Below are 18,996 nucleotides of genomic sequence, written 5' to 3' on the forward strand. Positions count from 1 at the left end.
ATGACAAGTGTTAAAAAAGATTTGTCATGCTGAACGTAGTGAAGCATCTATTCGCCGATAGAACAGTAGGCGATAGTAAAGTTCACAATAGATCCTTCGTTCCTTAGGATGACAAGTGGGCAGTAGTGACAAACAGGAAAAATGATATATGAAACAACACAATTATTACACATATATCCTTACTAACTATAACAAAACTGTATTGTACACAGGCGTCACAAATGATATTGAAAAGCGCCTTTACGAACACTATTTCGGATTAAACCAGGAAAGTAGTTTTACATCGAAATATAAATGCTTTTATCTGTTATGGTACGAGCGTTATCAATACGTTAATCACGCTATTGAGCGTGAAAAAGAAATAAAGGGTTGGACAAGGGCGAAGAAGATATATTTAATAGCACAGGAAAACCCAAATTGGACTTTCTTAAATACTGACATTATGGAGTGGCCACCAATAAACACGCACACTGAGTATGGTGGTACATTAGTCGGCGATTAGATCCTTCGCTATCGCTCAGGATGACAAAGGATTAAAAAGATTTGTCATGCTGAACGTAGTGAAGCATCTATTCGCCGATGGGACGGTAAGCGATAGTAAAGTTCGCCATTAGATCCTTCGCTATCGCTCAGGATGACAAACGGGAAAATTAAAAATAGCCACTATGAACCCATCTATCAGAAAAACCTTCAACCAAAACTTTACCGAAGAAAAGTATGCTGATTTTTTGGTAGACCTGAACGCAGGCACTAAAAACCCTATCGAGTTTCGGATTGCCGAAACACCGGTGTTTTTAACAGACGATTTCAGGGATAAGCTTTTGCAGGCGGGTGAAGAGATAGTTGCTACTATACTTAAACCCGGGTTTAAAGAACTCACGGAACGCGCCATTCCCGAAAAATGGCGGGTAGCTAACGAGAACGGTCACTCGCATTTCATCGCGCTCGATTTTGGGGTTTGCAAGGACGAAGCTGGGGATATCGTTCCAAAGCTGATAGAGCTGCAGGGCTTCCCCTCTTTATACGGTTTCCAGGTACATTTGGCCGAGAATTACCGCCATGCGTTTAATATCCCCGGCAACCAAACCATATTTTTTAACGGCTTAACCAAAAGCACTTACCTTGATCTGCTGCGCAAAACCATCATTGGCCCCTACCAGCCCGATGAAGTGGTGATAATGGATGTAGATGCCCCAAACCAGAAAACCGCGGTTGATTTTTACCTTACCGAAGGTTACCTGGGCACGCCCGTTGTGTCCCTTGCAGACCTGATACAGGAAGGCGACCAGCTTTTCTATTTGCACAAGGGTGAAAAGAAACGCATCCGCAGAATTTATAACCGGCTGATATTCGACGAGATTGAAAGCGACCCTGAAATATTTAATAAAGTGGTTGATATCCGCAAGCCGCTTGATGTGGAATGGATAGCACACCCAAACTGGTTTTACCGCATCAGTAAATTTACCATGCCTTTTTTAGAGGGCGATTACATCCCCAAAACGCAATTTTTGCATGAGGTTAAGGAGATCCCCCAAGACCTGCAGAATTACGTGCTGAAACCGCTGTTCAGCTTTGCAGGGCAGGGCGTTATCATCGATATTATGGATGGCGATATCGAAAAAATAAAAGACCCGGAGAATTGGATCCTGCAGGAAAAGGTAACCTACGAGCCCGTTCTGCAATCGCCGGATGGCGGGGTGAAGATAGAGGTCCGCCTGTTATACCTGTGGCCCGATAGCGATGCCAAACCCACCCTTGCCATCAATCTGTCAAGGCTTAGCCGTGGTAAAATGATAGGCGTTAGGTACAATAAAGATTTTGACTGGGTGGGCGGTACAGTAGCTTTTATGCACAAATAGTTCAAATAGGGGGCACCTACGGAGCCTTTTATTTTATTATCAATTCTATAAACATGTGGCTCTATTGTAGCCAAATTGCAAATTTTGAAGCCCTGTAAAGCATCCTGTTACAGAATAATTCTTATAAGCAGGTGTTTTGCTGAAACCAAATTACAAATTTGAAGCTCCGTTAGGAGCACCCTGTTTGTAGAGTATCTAATAACACGCATTTGGCCCCGTAGGTGCCTCCTAAAAACAATCGATATTCAATAATAGCAACCGGTTTATAATGCAAATAAACTTTATACTATTTTTGTACTCTGTACGTATATAAATAAAGTATTAATTTTGCGACATGAACATACAGGCGATTATCATCATCGTATTATTTATTGCAGCAGTATTTTACGTTGCCCGCTTACTGTATAAAAGCGTATTCACTAAAAAAGGCTGCGGTGGCAATTGTAAGTGCGGGGTCGATTTTTCTGATATTAAAGCTGTTAAGCAAGCTAAATAATTTGGTTGATATTGTTATTACCTTGTCATAATTCATAGTTTAAAACCCCTTCATGTCTTCTAATAAGCAGATATTTCAGGCTGATAACCCCGGCAGGTGGAACCGTTTTAAATGGCTTAGCCGTATTTTGTTAATTGTTTTTGTGGTTGGTGTGGTAGCAGCGGTTGTTACGGTTACTTCAACCGAGTACCCGATAATTCCCGACCTTAACCCCGCACCAAAAAAGCTGTCCAAAACCGAAATGGAGGCTTTGAAAAAATCAAGAAAGTACGCGGATTTTAAAATAGAAAAGGCGGAGATAGAGGTATTGGATAAGGCCCGCAAGTTGCACCAATTAAAACACCCTAATAATGATAACCGCATAAACGCGGGGTTTTATAAAGCCTGGGAAGCACAGGCCTACAATTCGTTGGTAGACCATATAGCCCGCCTGGATATGGTGGTTACCGAAGGCTTTGCTTTTTCGCCCAACGCCGATACGCTAAAAGTTAGTATAGATACCGGCCTTATTAATCTTAATAAAAAATATAAAAAACAGGTACTGGTTACATTATCCAATTACGTTAACTATGATAATGTACGGGGCGGATACGATGTAAAGGATGTTGAACGTATCTTCAAAAGTAAAAAATTGCGGGTGGCCTTTATCAACAGTATGGCAGCCGCGCTTAAACGCTATAACTTTAACGGTATTAATATTGATGTTGAGGATTTGCCCAACCGTAACAGCAAGGAGAGTATCGCTTTTCAGAACGATGTTTACCGCATCTTTCATAGCCAGGGCTTACTGGTAACCCAAAACGTAATACCAAACGACGAGGAGTTTGACCTGAAACGCCTGCAGCACGTTAACGACTTTTTGTTTGTAATGGCCATAGACCAGCACTCGGATATGAGCAACGCGGGTGATATATCGCATCAGCATTGGGTTGAAGAGATCCTTGACCAGGTTTGTTCAGAGATCCCGAGCGAGAAGGTTATCCTCACTATTGCCGGTGGGGGCTTCGACTGGCGGGCGGGAAGCGTTGGCACAGCAATTGGCTATCCGCAGGCAATAAGCACGGCTAAAGAAAACAACAAAAAGATAATTTACGATCCGCAATCGGCCAACCTGCATTTTAGTTACCTGGGTACCGACAGCCTGGACCATACGATTTACTTTGCCGATGCCGCAACAAATTTTAACATCATCCGCATGGCGGATGATTGGGCTACAGGTGGTGTTGCGTTATGGCGTATGGGTGCCGAAGACCCCCGTCTTTGGACGTTTTTCCAGAAAAACCTTTCTATAGATTCGTTAAAAAAGACCGGTATCGATATTAAGCACTTTACCAAGGTTGGTTTAAATAATAAAATTGATTACGCCGGCGAAGGCGGCGAGGTACTTGACCTGATAACTACCCCCACCATAGGCGAGATCCAGGTGAATATGGATACCTCAACCTACACCATCACCAACCAAAAATATATAAAGCTGCCCACCAAGTATGTTATACGCAGGTATGGTTACAAACCCGGTAAGGTTGTTTTAACTTTTGATGATGGCCCCGACCCGGATTTTACCCCGCGCATTTTAGATATCCTTAAAAAGGAAAAAGTGCCCGCATCGTTCTTTGTGGTAGGGTCCATGGTGGAAAAGAATATCCCTATCCTGAAAAGGATCTACGACGAGGGTTACGAAATTGGTAACCATACGTTCTTTCACCCGGATATTTCTACCATAAGCCTGGATAGGGTAAACCTGGAACTGAACTCTACCCGTAAGCTGATAGAGTCGGTAACCGGGCGCAGCACCATATTGTTCCGCCCGCCGTTTAACGCCGATGCCGAGCCGCAAACCCTGGCCGAGGTTATACCCGTGGCCGAAAGCCGCAGGCAAAGCTACATTACCATCGGCGAGTCTATCGACCCGTGGGACTGGCAGCCAGGTGTAACAGCCGATAGTATTATTGCCCGCACCATCAGGCAAAAAGATAACGGCAGCATGATACTGCTGCACGATGCCGGCGGCGATACCCGCGAAGAAACCGTGAAGGCCTTGCCCGCTATTATCCACTTTTTTAAGAAGAACGGTTACGAGTTTACCACCATTGCCGATGTTTTAGGCAAAACAAAAGACGATCTAATGCCCCCTGCCGAAAAGGAAAGCAAAAGCTTTTGGGGTAAATACTACGATATTGTAGTGGTGGGCTTTTTCCTGGGGAATAAGTTTGTTTTCTACCTGTTCCTGTCGGCTATATTCCTGGCGATAGGGCGTATTGTTTTGATAGGTATTTTGGCTGCACGCCAGTTTGCCATTAATAAAAAAATAGACAGGGCGCCGCACCCGCAGCCGCCTGTAAGTATTATAGTGCCTGCCTATAACGAGGAGGTTACAGCTATAATTACCATACAAAGCCTGTTAAAAACCGAGTACCCTAATTTCAATATCATTTTTGTGGACGATGGGTCGAAGGATAAAACCTACCAGGTAGTTGCCGAAGCTTACGGTAACCACCCGCTGGTTAAAGTATTAACCAAGCCAAACGGGGGCAAGGCATCGGCGCTTAATTTTGGTATTACCCACGCCGAACACGAATTTGTGGTTTGTATTGATGCCGATACACAGTTAAAAAACGATGCCATTTTTCACCTGATGGCCTACTTTACCGATGAAGAGATTGGCGCGGTTGCCGGTACGGTTAAAGTTGGTAACGAGAATAACATCATTACCAAGTGGCAATCCATAGAATATATAACCGCGCAGAACATGGACCGCCGTGCATTTGATATCATCAACAGCATTACCGTGGTGCCGGGCGCAATTGGGGCGTTCCGCAAATCGGCCATATTCAGGGCGGGGGGCTTCACCTACGATACCCTTGCCGAAGATTGCGACCTTACCATGCGTATTTTAAAGCAGGGCTACGTTATAAAAAACGCCGCCGAAGCCGTGGCCTACACCGAAGCGCCCGAAACGCTGAACATGCTTTTAAAGCAGCGTTTCCGCTGGAGTTTTGGGGTTATCCAGAGTTTTTGGAAAAACCGCGACGCGCTGTTCAATAAAAAATTCAGCTACTTTGGGATGGTGGGGATGCCGAACATCCTTATCTTCCAGATCATCCTGCCGCTGTTTTCGCCCCTGGCCGATTTTATTATGCTGCTTGGCCTGTTTGGCGATAAGCCCGAAAAAATGCTGACCTATTACGTAGCCTTCGTGATGATCGACTTTTTGGTGGGGCTGCTGGCCTTTAGGATGGAAAAGGAAAATTACCGCAAACTGATCTACATCATTCCGCAGCGTTTTATATGGCGCCAGCTGATGTACTATATCCTGTTCAAATCCATCCGCAAAGCGCTGAAAGGCGAGCTGAACACCTGGGGGGTACTGAAACGTACCGGTAATGTAAAGCTTAAAAAGGGTGAGCTGATAGGGGATAGCAACGAGCCGCCGATGTAACTGGTTCATTGGTTCACTTGTTCATTAGTTCATTTGTGCCCATAGCGAGCAATTGTTCGCCAACAACCGTAGCTACCAATCAACTAATGAACAAGTGAACTAATGAGCTAAATCCGCTCTATTAAACAAACGGCATACGCAACAACACCTTCTTCGCGGCCTATAAAGCCAAGCTGCTCGTTGGTAGTAGCTTTTATAGAGATATCTTCAATATCAATACCCGCGGCTTTGGCAATATTAGCCTGCATAGCAGGGATGTGAGGGTTGATCTTTGGCGCTTCCAGGCAAACCATGGCATCGATGTTGCCTATCTGCCAGTTTTTTTCGGCCAGCAGGGCAACCACGTGCTGCAATAATATCAGGCTGCTGATACCTTTCCAGCGGTCGTCGGTATTAGAAAAGTGAAAGCCTATATCGCGCAGGTTGGCAGCGCCTAAAAGGGCATCGCATATGGCGTGCAGCAGCACATCGGCATCAGAATGGCCGTAAGCGCCTGCCGTATGTTCCAGGTTTACGCCGCCCAGTATAAACGGGTGCTGTTGCTTTAGCTGGTGCACATCAAACCCAAACCCAACCTTAATTTTAGCCATTATCTTTTAGAAGCGTTGCTGGTGCCGCCAAACCCGGCCGACAAAGTAAAACGAAGCGTATTGGCCAGCGGGCTGTTTTGCTGGCTGGCTATCAGGTACGAAAAATCAAACTGAAATACATCATACTTTAACCCAAGGCCCGCGGTAGCATAGTGCCTGCCGCCTTTAGCGGGGTTTTCGTAAAAATAACCTGCCCTTATGGCAAAGCGCTCATTATATATATATTCCATCCCCGGCGAAAAGCTGATCTCCTTCATCTCTTCGCTAAAGCCGCCCGGCGCATCGGCAAATGAACCGAAGATACCGGCAGGCACCGATATATCATCATCTTTCCCGCGTATAATGTTGCCATCGTTATCGCGTATGGGCGGCGTAGGCACCAACAGCTTGTTAATATCAAACGCGATGGTGAACTTGCTCATTTCGTCAACATTCCAGGTGTTGGCTACCCCCAATTTTAAATTGGCCGGTAAAAAATAGCTTGGGCCGGTGGTGGTATAAGTTATTTTATTGCCAATGTTTGAAATATTAGCGCCGAAAGAGAATATGGAATTATCGCCGTATGGCTTATTATAAAACAATGATACGCCTGCCGATACCGCGTTGCCGGCTTTGCTTTGCTGGCCTGCGCCGGATACAAACGCGCCATTGCTGAAATTAGAATAGATATATCGCAGCGTTAAGCCCAACGACAGGCTTTCGCCAAATTTACGGGCGAAAGATGCATCGATAGAAAACTCGCTCGGCTTATAAACCCCTTGCTCGGTTTGGTTGGCATCTATCAGCTGTATCGACCCGAGGTTGAAATAACGCAGCGATGCGCCAAAGGTATTCCGGTCGTCAATTTTATGGGCATAACTTAAATAAGCCAGGTTAACATCGGGCACCAGGTGCCTTAACCATGGGCTGTATGATAAGGCGATATCGTTGTTGTTTTCGAGGAAAGCCAGTTTTGCCGGGTTCCAGTAGTTGGCATTCACATCCGGCGATAGCGCAACACCGGCGTCGCCCATAGCCCCTGACCGCGAATCGGGCGCGATATTCAGGAACGGCACAGCCGTAGGGATGGTATTTGTGCTGCTGCCATCGGTACTGGGGTTGCTGCTTTGCGCCAAAGCAAACCCTGGTATTGCAAGTAACAGATATATTGTAAGGCTTTTAGGGCTCAAAAACTTCATTGGTGCAATTTAGTCTTATTATTTAAAAATAATAAAAATATACAAACGTTATTATCGGTAATAGCATGCTGTTACCCCACGTATAACAGGCAATGCATTAAATTATTGTAACTCCGCTAATAAAATATACGTTTAAATAAGCTTTAAGTATATAACTTGTTATAAACACATAAATAACACAATTTTTATAATTGATTTTTTCTAAATTTACCTCTAAATATATTTTGCAAAATATGAAAGTACTTACTAATACTGCTTTGGTGTTGTTGGGAGGGTTAGGTGTTATGCTTAGCAGCTGCAGTAAACGTCAGCAATCACAAAAAACAGGTTTAGCTTATAACGACAGGACAAACGGCGGATACTTACGGTATCAGCAAAGCCACCCTTCGCCGGGGCCCGGCCTTGTACCTATAGAGGGCGGAACATTTGTTTTAGGCGGCAGTGCAGACCAGGACGTTACATACGAGTACAATAATGTACGCCGCAGGGTAACCGTTCCGTCGTTTTATATGGATGAAACCGAGGTATCTAACCAGGATTGGCTGGATTACCTTCACTGGATAAACATTACCTTCCCTAACGATAACGAATTATATTACAATGCGCTGCCCGATACCCTGGTATGGCGTAAACCATTATCATACAACGAGCCCTATGTAGATAACTACCTGCGCCACCCCGCGTTTCAGGATTACCCGGTTGTGGGTGTTACCTGGGAACAAGCGCAGGAATATTGCGTATGGCGTACCGACCGTACCAACGAAAATATTTTGCGCGAACGTGGTAACCTGGTTACCTGGAAAGATGCCGCCGGAGGCAAAAACGGCGCTGCACCAAACAATGCTTTAAAAGAACCATTCAATACCGATATTTATCTGAACGGGCAAATAAGAGGCCAGGGGATAGATGGTAAAAAAATGATGACCGACCTTAACCCTAATGCACCAACAACCGGTACCGGCAAAAACGGCCGCGCGGTAAGGCCTGTGCGTTTAGAGGATGGTATATTAAAACAGGGCTACCGTTTACCATCAGAAGCTGAGTGGGAGTATGCTGCTTTGGCGCTTGCCGGGAACACGCAGTTTGAAAACATTAGCGATGGCCGTATTTACCCATGGGATGGCCTTGGGGTGCGCTCGCCGGGCAAAAAAACCCGTGGGTTGATATTAGCCAACTTTAAACGTGGCGGCGGCGATAACGCCGGTGTTGCAGGTGGCTTAAATGATAAGGCCATTATTACAGCGCCTGTACGCTCATACGAGCCAAATGATTTTGGTTTGTACAACATGGCAGGTAACGTTAACGAGTGGGTGGCCGATACCTATCGCCAAACATCGTTTGAAGAAGTGGACGACCTGAACCCTTTCCGCGGGAACGAGTTTACCAACAAACGCCTTGCCGACCCTACCAAGGGCTTATACGCTAAAGATAAATATGGCCGCCCTATTAAAGACCCGGCCCGCTCTAATAAAAAATTAAAGTATGCCGATATGATAGCCCAGCAACAGGCACAATCGGCTGCGGCTGCTAACCCTGCTGCTGCTAATAACGGCGCGCAAAACCTGCCGGCTACAACAGCTGCTATCGACCCGCTTGCTGGTAAACCTTACACGCCCGATTACAGGGATTACGGCGACTCGGTTAACACCAGTTTATACGGTACCACTACTTTGGTTAATAACCATTCCAAGGTTTACAAAGGTGGATCGTGGAACGATATGGCCTATTGGTTAAACCCGGCTACCCGCCGCTTTGCCGACCAGGAAAGCACCAGTGCCGAGATCGGTTTCCGCTGCGCAATGACAATGGTTGGCGCACCCGAGATCCATCCCGAAGGAAAACCGCACCTGCCGGTTAAAAAAGCAAAGAACTACAAAGCAAGATAGTGCTTAGATAAGATTTGATACAAAGCCGTTTCCTGAAAAGGGAGCGGCTTTTTTGATAGCACAGGATTTGCCCTGTAAACGGTCTGACAAACGCCTTGTGCTAATCAATGCAACAGTGCCTGCAAAACCAAAATCCGGACATAGCCATGATTAAGTTTTTGCAATAGGGCATTGGGAAGTATGTAATAATTTGTAAATTAGTGCTATGCTTGTTATTGAAGAAATAGAAGAAAAAATAAATAAACTTTCACCAGAGCAACTTGCGCAGTTTGAACGCTATGTCGATTTTTTATTATTAGAAGCTGAGCGCAAAAATCGCACATCTGAAGAATTAAAAAATTCTACATCAAAGCCCGATGATAATTTAAAGTAATGAATACCAAAGAGTTAATTAATAAAATAAATCATCTCCCATCGGATTTAAAAACCGACTTAAATGATTATTTAACTTTTTTAAATGCTCATGGAATTATTGACAAGATAAAGCAGTCACAGAAAAAAATTCAACCTGGATTTGGTGGAGGTAAAGGGATTTTTGGTGCAATGTCTGAAAATTTTAATGAGCCTTTAGAAGATTTTAAAGATTACATGTAGCCCATGAAGATATTGCTTGACGCGCATACCTTGATTTGGTTTACAGAAGGTGACGCAAAGCTATCATTTAACGCAAAAACTGAAATTGCAAAGGATGAAAATCAAAGATTTATAAGTATTGCTTCGTTGTGGGAAATTGTAATTAAAACAAGTATCGGAAAGCTTGAACTAAACCAATCCATAATTGATGTTAAAACGGTTTTAGACGTTAATAACATTTCTTTATTGGGAATAAATTTTAATCATTTATCAATTCTTTTAAATCTGCCCCAACATCATAAAGATCCTTTTGATAGATTAATCATATCCCAGGCTATTTCCGAAAACTTAACCATCATTTCTTCAGATCAGCACTTCAGCGCTTACCCTGTGCCGGTTATTTGGTAATGGGTGTTACAACAAACTCATCCGGCGGGGCCATTCCCTAACAATTATGTAATAATCAGTTAATTGTAAAATGGCGCTAAGGCTTTCAAATGCCATTTGTAAACCGTATCTTTGCGCAAAATTTATAAGGCCGCATTTCATGCAAAAAATAAGAAATATTGCGATTATCGCACACGTTGACCACGGTAAAACTACATTGGTTGATAAGATTTTACACAGCTGTGCCATCTTCCGCGAAGGACAGGAGACGGGTGAACTGATATTAGATAACAATGACCTGGAACGTGAGCGTGGTATTACCATCGTATCAAAAAACGTTTCGGTAATGTATAAAGATGTTAAGATCAACATCATTGATACCCCTGGTCACGCCGATTTTGGCGGCGAGGTAGAGCGTGTATTGAAAATGGCTGATGGCGTTCTTTTACTTTGCGATGCTTTTGAAGGCGCTATGCCTCAAACACGCTTTGTAACCCAAAAAGCTTTGGCCCTGGGCTTAAAGCCAATTGTGGTTGTAAACAAAGTAGATAAAGAGAACTGCCGCCCCGAAGAAGTTTACGAACAGATATTTGAATTGTTCTTCAACCTTGAAGCAACCGAAGACCAGCTGGATTTCCCGGTTATCTACGGTTCATCAAAACAAGGCTGGATGAGCACCGACTGGAAACAACCTACCGAGGATATTTTCCCGTTGATGGATGCTATATTGGAGAACATCCCGCCGGCACCTATTGAAGAAGGTACCTTGCAGATGCAGATCACTTCTTTAGATTATTCATCTTTTGTTGGTCGTATCGCTATTGGCCGTGTTGCCCGTGGTACTATCAAAGAAAACATGCCGGTATCTTTGGTAAAACGCGATGGTACTATTCAAAAATCAAGAATAAAAGAATTATACACTTTTGAAGGCCTGGGTAAGGTTAAAACCACCTCGGTAAGCAGCGGCGATATTTGCGCGGTTGTAGGTATTGATGGTTTTGATATTGGCGATACCATTGCCGATTTTGAAAAACCGGAGCAACTGGAAGTTATCCATATCGACGAGCCTACCATGAACATGCTGTTCACCATCAACACTTCACCGTTTTTTGGTAAAGAGGGTAAGTTTGTAACATCGCGCCACCTGCGCGACCGTTTGTACAAAGAGATGGAGAAAAACCTGGCGCTGAAGGTTGTTGAGACCGAATCGCCCGATTCGTACCTGGTTTATGGCCGTGGTATCCTCCATTTATCGGTATTGATAGAAACTATGCGCCGCGAAGGTTACGAGTTACAGGTTGGCCAGCCGCAGGTTATCATCAAAGAAATTGATGGTGTTAAATGCGAGCCGGTTGAAACCTTGATAGTTGATGTACCGGGCGAAGTTGCAGGTAAAGTAATTGAGCTGGTAACACAGCGCAAAGGCGACCTGCTGGTAATGGAGCCTAAAGGCGATTTACAGCACCTGGAGTTTGATATCCCTGCACGTGGTATCATCGGTTTACGTAACAACGTATTGACCGCTACCGGTGGCGAGGCTATTATGGCACACCGTTTTAAAGCATACGAGCCTTGGAAAGGTGTTATCCCTGGTCGCTTAAATGGTGTATTGGTATCTATGGATACCGGTAAAACTACTGCATTTGCTATTGATAAGTTGCAGGACCGTGGCAGGTTCCATATCGATCCGGGAACTGATGTTTATGAAGGACAGGTTTTAGGCGAGCACATCCGCGATAACGATTTGGTTATTAACCTAACCAAAGGCAAGCAGTTAACCAACATGCGCGCATCTGGTAGCGATACCAACGTGCGTATTGCACCTGCTATTAAATTCTCTTTAGAAGAATCGATGGAATACATACAGGCCGACGAATACATTGAGGTAACCCCGCAAAGTATCCGTATGCGTAAAATATTCCTGAACGAAAACGAAAGACGTATAAACGCTAAGAAATTTACTGCACAGTAATTAATTAGCTATCTGATAATAAAAGCTTCCTGTTTACCGGGGAGCTTTTTTTGTACGTAGGTTTTATTATATTTAAACTCAAATAAATTAAATGAAAAGAATTTTACATGTATTAGTGTGTTTTGTATTGTTATCAGCTTCGTCGTGCGTGAAAAACGCCGAAGTTGGGCCTGATTCCATTACCCTAAATTATACCGATTTGGAGTTGCAGGTGAGCAGTTCTAAACAACTGATAGCCCGAAGGTATGATGCTACCCAGATCACCTGGACATCATCTGATACTACTGTTGCAACCATCAATGATAAAGGGATCATCACTGCTTTAAAAGAAGGCCAAACCACCATGACCGCTAAAAGTAAGCAGTACAATATAACGGCTATTTGCCTGGTTAAAGTTGTACCGATGGTTATTGAAGGTAAAGATGTAGGCATAGGAGCAGATGGGTCGATATTTATTATCGGTATAGACAGCACCTCGGCCAGCAGCGGTTACAGTATATCAAAGTTGGTAAATAACACACTTACCAAACTGCCCGATTGTGGTGCAGTGCGCGTAGCGGTATCACCGGCTGGTGTACCATGGGTAGTAACCAAAGCGCATAAAATATTAAAATATAACGGCACCGGCTGGGACGAGATGCCCGGAAGCGGATCTGACATTGCCATTGGCGCCAACGGTGCGGTATTTGCCATCGGTACTATCGAAACTTCACCTACAGGTGGTAACAACATTATGAAGTGGACAGGCACCGCCTGGGAAGACATGCTTGATTGCGCAGCTATCCGTATAGCGGTTACACCCGCGGGCATCCCCTGGGTGGTTAATAAATCCGGACTTGTTTATGTTTTCGGTGGTGAGTATTTATGGAAGGCTTTTGATAACGTGTTGGCATCAGATATTGGCATAGGCGCAGATGGAAGTGTATTTGTAACCGGCAAAAATACAGGCGACACCAACCCTGATATATTTAAATGGGATGGCACAGCCAACTGGACCAATTTGAATATCAGCGGAGGTACAAACATATCAGTTGCGCCGGATGGTAAAGCGTGGTGGCTGGATAAAGAAAACATGCTGCATCATCAATAACCACTAATAATTATACTTATTTTAAGCTAAGCCTGGTGAACAATCGGGCTTAGCTTTTTTTATACCTTTGCAGTTATATGCGTATACCCAGCATCCCCGGATTTGACCAAGAGGCTTTAGAAAAGTATTTTAAAAATACCGGGATGAGCTTTGTGGGCAAGGTGGGTAGCCTTTTCATTAAAATGCTGGTAAGCATTGCTGTTGCCCGGTATTTAAGCAAAGCCAACTTAGGCATCATTACCGGAGGGATAACTTATATCTACCTTTTTTCGGCACTTGCTACACTGGGGCTCGATCAGTTTATTGTGAAAGAACTGCACGAATTCCCCCAAAACCGCGACCGTATTTTGGGCACTTCCTTTTGGATGAAGATTTTTGCGGGTTTGGGTTGCATCCCCGTTATCTGGCTGATGTATAAGATATATCCCGCGCATGGTACGCCCTATGGTTACGTGCTGATATTTTCTATTATCGGCGTTGTACAGGCGTTTAATGTTATCGATTCATACTTCCAGTCGGAGGTGAAATCAAAATATATCATGCAGGTGCAGGTCATCGGTACCCTGGTATCGGCAGCCATAAAGCTGGTATTAATTTACCTGAAAATGCCACTTATAGCTTTTGTATATGCCTATGCGTTAGATTTTGTTTTTTTGGCGATAGGCTATTTTCTTACCTACAACAGGGCTGGGCGGAATATATTTAGCTGGGTTTATAACGGCGAACTTGCAAAAAAACTCCTGCACTACTCATGGCCATTAATTATATCGGGGATAATGGTGTCATTATACATGAAAATAGATCAGTTGATGGTGCAGAATATCTCGGGCGTTAATGAAGCGGGGGCGTATGCAACTGTGGCAACTTTAAGTGAGGCCTGGAATTTTATACCAACAGTAATTATCACCACGCTTTTCCCGGCAATACTAAATGCACGCCGAGACGATATGAACAGGTACAAAAAGCGGATCCAGAACCTGTACGACCTGATGATATATCTGAGCCTGCCTGCCGCGCTTATCATCACATTTACTTCTCATTTAATATATAAAGTTTACACACCCGAGTATGCTTATGCCGCGCCAACCCTCTCGGTGCATATCTGGTCTGGGGTGTTTGTATTTTTGGGTGCAGCCAACAGCCAGTATTTAATAGCCGAGGGTTATGTAAAACTCACCTTTTGGCGTACGGGCTTTGGCGCAATTGTAAATATTGTGCTTAACTTAATACTTATACCTAAAATGGGGATGATGGGGGCCGCCATTGCCACATTAATTGCTTATGCAAGCTCGGCGTTTTTTGTATTGCTTATACCCAAAGTAAACAGGCAGGGCGTTATGATGTTAAGAGCATTATTTTTAATTTCACTGTTTCAAAAAATTATAAAACGTTGAGTACATTTTCATCCTTAATAAAAGTATTAACCAATCCGTCGCATTTGCGTGCGCTGCTGTCTTTTGATAAAAAAGGGTACCTCGATGATATTGGCTGGTTTAAGGCTTTTGATACCAGGTCGCCGGTTGATAGTGATGGTAACCCCATACCCTGGGTAACTTATTCGTTTATTGATTTTATAAGAACCAGGCTTAATAAGGCGCACACCGTGTTTGAATTTGGATCGGGTAACTCCACCTATTTTTATGCCAGGTATGCAGGCGCGGTGGTTTCTGTTGAGCACGATAAAGAGTGGTTTGATAAGATAGAAAGATCAGACGCTAAGCCGGAAAACGCCGAGCTGATATTTTGCGAACTGGTACGCGATGGTGATTATTGCCGCATGCCCGTTAAACTGCAGAAAAAATTTGATATTATTATTGTGGATGGCCGCGACAGGGTAAACTGCTGCAAGCAGGCCGTTGAAGCTTTAACATCAAACGGTGTGATTGTTTTGGACGACTCTGAACGCGAGGTTTATAAAGAAGGGGTAGATTTTTTACTGGGTAAAGGCTTTAAGCATTTATTGCTCAGCGGTATCTCGCCCGGTTTATTTTATCGCAAATCAACTTCGGTATTTTATAAGGCAGATAATTGCCTGGATATATAAACTATGGCACAAGAAATTATTAGCGGCAATGTAAAAAACGCCTACGACGAGTTTTATAAAACTCATGACGAGGCATGGCGCATGCTGGGGGCTAAATATAAGGCCTACCATGTTATGGATGTGTGCAAAGGCCAAACGTTTAATAAGGTGCTTGAGGTTGGCGCGGGCGATGGAAGTATATTAAAAAAACTGTCGGATTATAACTTTGCGCCCGAGTACCATGCCGTAGAAATTTCTGAGAGTGGCGTAGCGCACATTAAAGCGCGCGATATTAAAAACCTGGTATCGGTGCAGGAGTTTGACGGGTATAAACTGCCTTTTGAGGATGATAGTTTCGATCTGGTTATCCTGTCGCACGTGTTAGAGCACGTAGAGCACGAGCGCCTGCTGCTGCGCGAAATTAAACGCGTGAGCAAAAATTTTGTAATAGAGGTACCTATTGATTATAAACCCAATGTTGATAAACGTATAAAACATTTTATGGCCTACGGGCATATCAATGTATATACCCCAACATCGTTAAGGTACCTGCTGCAAACCGAAGGTTTCGAGATTAAAAAGGACCTGCCATCTATTATTGGGCCCGAGGTTACCCGCTTTAACACATTTATCAATCAGAAAAAGCCGCGCAGTTTTGTAAACAGGTTTAAAATACTGGCTACATTCGCCATAAAAAATACGGTGGTAGAACTAAGCGAAAAGTTTAGGGAGCGCCTGGCAAATGCCTACACGGTATTATGCACCAAAACCGGTAAGCAGGCCGACATATTTTAAGCGACAACCCTGTAAGGCAATCACTAAATCAATAATTCACTAAATCATCAATTGAACACCCCTGCACCCATAGCGCTTTTTGTATATAACCGGCCATGGCATACCCGCCAAACGCTTGATTATTTGCAGAAAAATTTGCTTGCAGCGCAATCGCCCCTGTATATATTTTCCGACGGTGCTAAAACAGATGCCGATAAGGCCAGCGTAGCCGAAGTTAGAAAGATCGCCGCCGGTATATCGGGCTTTAAATCGGTTACAGTTATCGGGCGGGAGCAAAACATGGGGCTTGCCAATTCTATCATCAGCGGGGTTACGCAATTGGTTAACCAGCATGGCAATGTAATTGTATTTGAGGACGACCTGGTGTCATCGCCCTATACGCTGCAATATTTTAATGGTGCTTTAGAACGTTATGCCGGCGAGGAAAAAGTGATGCATATAAGCGCCTACATGTTCCCGCTGCAGGATCTGGCCCTGCCCGAAACCTTCTTTTTCCGCGCGGCATTTAGCTGGGGATGGGCAACCTGGGCAAGCGCCTGGAAAAACTTTGAACCGGATATTGATAAGCTGATAGCCCAATTTGACAACGAAAAAATTAACCAATTTTCGATTGAAGGCACCATGAACTTCTGGAAACAGATGCTTGATTTTAAGGCCCGCAAAAATAATTCCTGGGCTATCCGCTGGTATTCGTCGGTTTTTTTAAATGGCGGGCTTACGCTAAACCCCGGCCAATCGCTTATCCATAACATTGGGCACGATGGCAGCGGGGTACATTCAAACATCGAGGATATGTACGGTGTGCAGGTAGCGCAGCAGCCTGTTAAGAACTATCCCGGCGTGTTGGAAGAAAATAAACAGGCTTATGATGCCATAAAATACTTTCTTAAAAATCGAAAAGGGAGCATTTTGCAGCGGGGAATGCGCTTTGCAAAGCAGCTTCGTTCAAAATATCTGCTAAAAAAGCAGTAACTTATTAACACAAGGCCAAATTAAATAGGCGTTGTTGATAAATAAATGTTATTTAATATTGTCTACTAAGTATATAGATATTATATTTGGTTAATTATTATATATCCTACCCAACCAATTGTTCTTTATGATATAATGAGGTCAGTAAAAACACAAAAAGAGAAAACCACAAGTTTTCTCTTTTTTGGTTTATGAAACATTGGTGCGTTCTTTGATGTTATACATCAAAAGAACTAAACCATGATAGAAGAGAAAGACACCACCCCAGCCGATAAAGATGGCAAATACGAGTTTCAGATCCACTACTCGGGCCGCGAAGTGCCATGCCGCGTTCAAAAAGAGCAAAATAAACTTATAGTGAACATTGATGACAACATCGAAGCCGAGCTTACCGTGCAGGACGATGGCTGCCTGGTGCAAACCGGCGGTAACGACCTTGCCGACTCTGCCATCGATTATATCAAAAAGCGCATCTTAGGCTAAAGCGATAAATTTTTTATCACACAGGCCATAACGTATCACAAAGGGCACCGGGTTTTAAGCGTTATAAATATCTGTTAATGTTAATACCGCTAAAATAAACGCTGTGCTCTTTGTGTTTTTTTCCCGGGCCGCTCAGTAATAAAAAATATTTTAAATGAATATTACCTACCTCAACCAAACCCTTCGTATCCTGCTGCTTTTTGTACTGGTGTTTGGTATATTGTATGTGGCATCGGCTGTATTGATACCGCTTACCTTTGGTGTGGTATTATCCATGCTGCTATTGCCGGTATGCCATTGGTTGCAAGGCAAAGGCATAAACAATGGCTTCGCATCTGTTTTAAGCGTAATTGCCCTGCTTGTTGTAATAGGCGGTATCATTACCCTGCTGCAATACCAGATAAGCGATCTGGCGGACGACCTGTCGAAAATTGAGGAACGGGTAAACAGTATGATCATTGGGGTAAAGGAGTATATAAAACAGCATTTTGGGATATCGCACCGCGAACAAACAAAAATAATTAAGGAGCAGCAAAGCGGGGGCATGAGCCAGGCCGCAGGCATGATAACCACCCTGGTAGGCTCGCTGGCCGGGATCATCATTGATGCTATACTGGTACTGGTGTACACCTTCCTGTTTATTTACTACAGGGCGCATTTCAAAAAATTTATCCTGCGCTTATTTAAGCCCGAAAACCGTAAAGAGACCGAAGTGGTATTAAACAACGCCGGCAAGGTTACCCAAAGCTACTTAGGCGGCCTGGGCCTGATGATTGTTATGCTTTGGATAATGTATGGCATTGGCTTTACCATTGCAGGCGTTAATAACGCGTTGTTTTTTGCCGTACTATGCGGCATACTGGAGCTGGTACCCTTTGCCGGGAATATTACCGGCACCTCCATTACCGTTTTAATGGCCCTGGCACAAAGCGGCGACACAAAGGTGGTAATCGGCGTGCTTATTACCTATGGGTTGGTACAGCTGATACAAACCTATGTGCTGGAGCCGATTGTGGTGGGCGACAGGCTTAACATAAACCCACTGTTCACTATCCTTATCATTGTAGTGGGCGAAGCCGTTTGGGGCATCCCCGGTATGATACTGGCCGTGCCGCTGCTGGGTATGTTTAAAATAGTTTGCGACCACTGCGAACCCCTGCACGATTACGCCTTTTTAATTGGCCCGCCCAAAGAAAAGAAAGGCGAACAGGGTAATTTCATCACCCGGTTGTTTAAAAGTAATAAATAAGCGT

At 44.0% G+C, this 18,996-nt stretch carries 18 protein-coding genes; 16 read left to right on the forward strand and 2 right to left on the reverse strand.

The features are described from left to right. The first annotated feature begins 148 nt into the window (after positions 1 to 148). The 4 genes from EWM62_RS18710 to EWM62_RS18725 all read left to right on the forward strand — a co-directional run bounded on the left by EWM62_RS18710 (position 149) and on the right by EWM62_RS18725 (position 5,794). Positions 149 to 502: a GIY-YIG nuclease family protein gene (locus EWM62_RS18710; protein ID WP_129878209.1), complete on the forward strand. Its 354-nt coding sequence runs from the start codon at positions 149 to 151 to the stop codon at positions 500 to 502. 163 nt (positions 503 to 665) lie between these two features. After that, the gene (locus EWM62_RS18715; RefSeq protein ID WP_129878210.1) at positions 666 to 1,859 is read left to right on the forward strand and encodes a hypothetical protein; all 1,194 of its coding nucleotides are present in this window, start codon (positions 666 to 668) and stop codon (positions 1,857 to 1,859) included. A 334-nt stretch (positions 1,860 to 2,193) separates the two neighbouring features. Next, positions 2,194 to 2,355: a FeoB-associated Cys-rich membrane protein gene (locus tag EWM62_RS18720; protein WP_129878211.1), complete on the forward strand. Its 162-nt coding sequence runs from the start codon at positions 2,194 to 2,196 to the stop codon at positions 2,353 to 2,355. Positions 2,356 to 2,407: 52 nt separating this feature from the next. Further along, entirely contained in the window at positions 2,408 to 5,794 is a 3,387-nt protein-coding gene (locus EWM62_RS18725) for a glycosyltransferase (protein WP_129878212.1), read from the forward strand. A gap of 107 nt (positions 5,795 to 5,901) precedes the next feature. Here the strand turns inward: EWM62_RS18725 and ispF are convergent, their stop codons facing one another. Together ispF and porV are read right to left on the reverse strand one after the other, a co-directional pair. Then, positions 5,902 to 6,384 (reverse strand): 2-C-methyl-D-erythritol 2,4-cyclodiphosphate synthase, encoded by a 483-nt coding sequence (gene ispF, locus EWM62_RS18730; RefSeq protein ID WP_129878213.1) that lies wholly within the window; start codon positions 6,382 to 6,384, stop codon positions 5,902 to 5,904. Beyond that, positions 6,384 to 7,562 (reverse strand): type IX secretion system outer membrane channel protein PorV, encoded by a 1,179-nt coding sequence (porV, locus tag EWM62_RS18735; RefSeq protein WP_129878214.1) that lies wholly within the window; start codon positions 7,560 to 7,562, stop codon positions 6,384 to 6,386. The genes ispF and porV overlap by 1 nt, the downstream gene beginning before the upstream one ends. Positions 7,563 to 7,795: 233 nt before the next feature. On the opposite strand from porV, the gene EWM62_RS18740 reads away from it, so the two are divergent. From EWM62_RS18740 to EWM62_RS18790, 12 genes are all read left to right on the forward strand, one after another. Further along, the gene (locus EWM62_RS18740) at positions 7,796 to 9,448 is read left to right on the forward strand and encodes an SUMF1/EgtB/PvdO family nonheme iron enzyme (RefSeq protein ID WP_129878215.1); all 1,653 of its coding nucleotides are present in this window, start codon (positions 7,796 to 7,798) and stop codon (positions 9,446 to 9,448) included. Positions 9,449 to 9,653: 205 nt separating this feature from the next. Further along, positions 9,654 to 9,821, forward strand: a complete 168-nt coding sequence (locus EWM62_RS19410; RefSeq protein WP_162499880.1) for a hypothetical protein — start codon at positions 9,654 to 9,656, stop codon at positions 9,819 to 9,821. Next, positions 9,821 to 10,042 (forward strand): type II toxin-antitoxin system VapB family antitoxin, encoded by a 222-nt coding sequence (gene vapB / locus EWM62_RS18745; RefSeq protein ID WP_129878216.1) that lies wholly within the window; start codon positions 9,821 to 9,823, stop codon positions 10,040 to 10,042. Before EWM62_RS19410 ends, vapB begins: the two co-directional genes overlap by 1 nt. A 3-nt stretch (positions 10,043 to 10,045) precedes the next feature. After that, positions 10,046 to 10,429: a type II toxin-antitoxin system VapC family toxin gene (locus EWM62_RS18750; RefSeq protein WP_129878217.1), complete on the forward strand. Its 384-nt coding sequence runs from the start codon at positions 10,046 to 10,048 to the stop codon at positions 10,427 to 10,429. 139 nt (positions 10,430 to 10,568) lie between these two features. Further along, positions 10,569 to 12,380 (forward strand): translational GTPase TypA, encoded by a 1,812-nt coding sequence (gene typA / locus EWM62_RS18755; protein WP_129878218.1) that lies wholly within the window; start codon positions 10,569 to 10,571, stop codon positions 12,378 to 12,380. A gap of 91 nt (positions 12,381 to 12,471) precedes the next feature. Further along, positions 12,472 to 13,470 (forward strand): tectonin domain-containing protein, encoded by a 999-nt coding sequence (locus EWM62_RS18760; protein ID WP_129878219.1) that lies wholly within the window; start codon positions 12,472 to 12,474, stop codon positions 13,468 to 13,470. Between the two features lie 77 nt (positions 13,471 to 13,547). Next, complete coding sequence (locus tag EWM62_RS18765) at positions 13,548 to 14,864, forward strand: flippase (protein ID WP_129878220.1); 1,317 nt, start codon at positions 13,548 to 13,550, stop codon at positions 14,862 to 14,864. After that, entirely contained in the window at positions 14,861 to 15,514 is a 654-nt protein-coding gene (locus EWM62_RS18770; RefSeq protein WP_129878221.1) for an O-methyltransferase, read from the forward strand. Before EWM62_RS18765 ends, EWM62_RS18770 begins: the two co-directional genes overlap by 4 nt. Before the next feature lie 3 nt (positions 15,515 to 15,517). Continuing rightward, positions 15,518 to 16,288 (forward strand): class I SAM-dependent methyltransferase, encoded by a 771-nt coding sequence (locus tag EWM62_RS18775; RefSeq protein ID WP_129878222.1) that lies wholly within the window; start codon positions 15,518 to 15,520, stop codon positions 16,286 to 16,288. A 51-nt stretch (positions 16,289 to 16,339) separates the two neighbouring features. Continuing rightward, positions 16,340 to 17,260, forward strand: a complete 921-nt coding sequence (locus EWM62_RS18780) for a glycosyltransferase family protein (RefSeq protein ID WP_129878223.1) — start codon at positions 16,340 to 16,342, stop codon at positions 17,258 to 17,260. 240 nt (positions 17,261 to 17,500) lie between these two features. Continuing rightward, on the forward strand, positions 17,501 to 17,743 hold the full coding sequence (locus EWM62_RS18785) for a hypothetical protein (protein WP_129878224.1): 243 nt from the start codon (positions 17,501 to 17,503) through the stop codon (positions 17,741 to 17,743). Between the two features lie 154 nt (positions 17,744 to 17,897). Continuing rightward, entirely contained in the window at positions 17,898 to 18,992 is a 1,095-nt protein-coding gene (locus EWM62_RS18790; RefSeq protein ID WP_129878225.1) for an AI-2E family transporter, read from the forward strand. The last annotated feature ends 4 nt before the right edge of the window (positions 18,993 to 18,996 follow it).

The sequence above is a fragment of the Mucilaginibacter terrigena genome, assembly GCF_004168255.1.
GTDB lineage: Bacteria > Bacteroidota > Bacteroidia > Sphingobacteriales > Sphingobacteriaceae > Mucilaginibacter > Mucilaginibacter terrigena.

Excerpts from the sequence above, each read along its gene's own strand:
- EWM62_RS18710 (WP_129878209.1), top strand. The coding sequence starts at position 149 with ATGAAACAACACAATTATTACACATATATCCTTACTAACTATAACAAA.
- EWM62_RS18715 (WP_129878210.1), top strand. The coding sequence starts at position 666 with ATGAACCCATCTATCAGAAAAACCTTCAACCAAAACTTTACCGAAGAA.
- EWM62_RS18720 (WP_129878211.1), top strand. The coding sequence starts at position 2,194 with ATGAACATACAGGCGATTATCATCATCGTATTATTTATTGCAGCAGTA.
- EWM62_RS18725 (WP_129878212.1), top strand. The coding sequence starts at position 2,408 with ATGTCTTCTAATAAGCAGATATTTCAGGCTGATAACCCCGGCAGGTGG.
- ispF (WP_129878213.1), bottom strand. The coding sequence starts at position 6,384 with ATGGCTAAAATTAAGGTTGGGTTTGGGTTTGATGTGCACCAGCTAAAG.
- porV (WP_129878214.1), bottom strand. The coding sequence starts at position 7,562 with ATGAAGTTTTTGAGCCCTAAAAGCCTTACAATATATCTGTTACTTGCA.
- EWM62_RS18740 (WP_129878215.1), top strand. The coding sequence starts at position 7,796 with ATGAAAGTACTTACTAATACTGCTTTGGTGTTGTTGGGAGGGTTAGGT.
- EWM62_RS19410 (WP_162499880.1), top strand. The coding sequence starts at position 9,654 with ATGCTTGTTATTGAAGAAATAGAAGAAAAAATAAATAAACTTTCACCA.
- vapB (WP_129878216.1), top strand. The coding sequence starts at position 9,821 with ATGAATACCAAAGAGTTAATTAATAAAATAAATCATCTCCCATCGGAT.
- EWM62_RS18750 (WP_129878217.1), top strand. The coding sequence starts at position 10,046 with ATGAAGATATTGCTTGACGCGCATACCTTGATTTGGTTTACAGAAGGT.
- typA (WP_129878218.1), top strand. The coding sequence starts at position 10,569 with ATGCAAAAAATAAGAAATATTGCGATTATCGCACACGTTGACCACGGT.
- EWM62_RS18760 (WP_129878219.1), top strand. The coding sequence starts at position 12,472 with ATGAAAAGAATTTTACATGTATTAGTGTGTTTTGTATTGTTATCAGCT.
- EWM62_RS18765 (WP_129878220.1), top strand. The coding sequence starts at position 13,548 with ATGCGTATACCCAGCATCCCCGGATTTGACCAAGAGGCTTTAGAAAAG.
- EWM62_RS18775 (WP_129878222.1), top strand. The coding sequence starts at position 15,518 with ATGGCACAAGAAATTATTAGCGGCAATGTAAAAAACGCCTACGACGAG.
- EWM62_RS18785 (WP_129878224.1), top strand. The coding sequence starts at position 17,501 with ATGATAGAAGAGAAAGACACCACCCCAGCCGATAAAGATGGCAAATAC.
- EWM62_RS18790 (WP_129878225.1), top strand. The coding sequence starts at position 17,898 with ATGAATATTACCTACCTCAACCAAACCCTTCGTATCCTGCTGCTTTTT.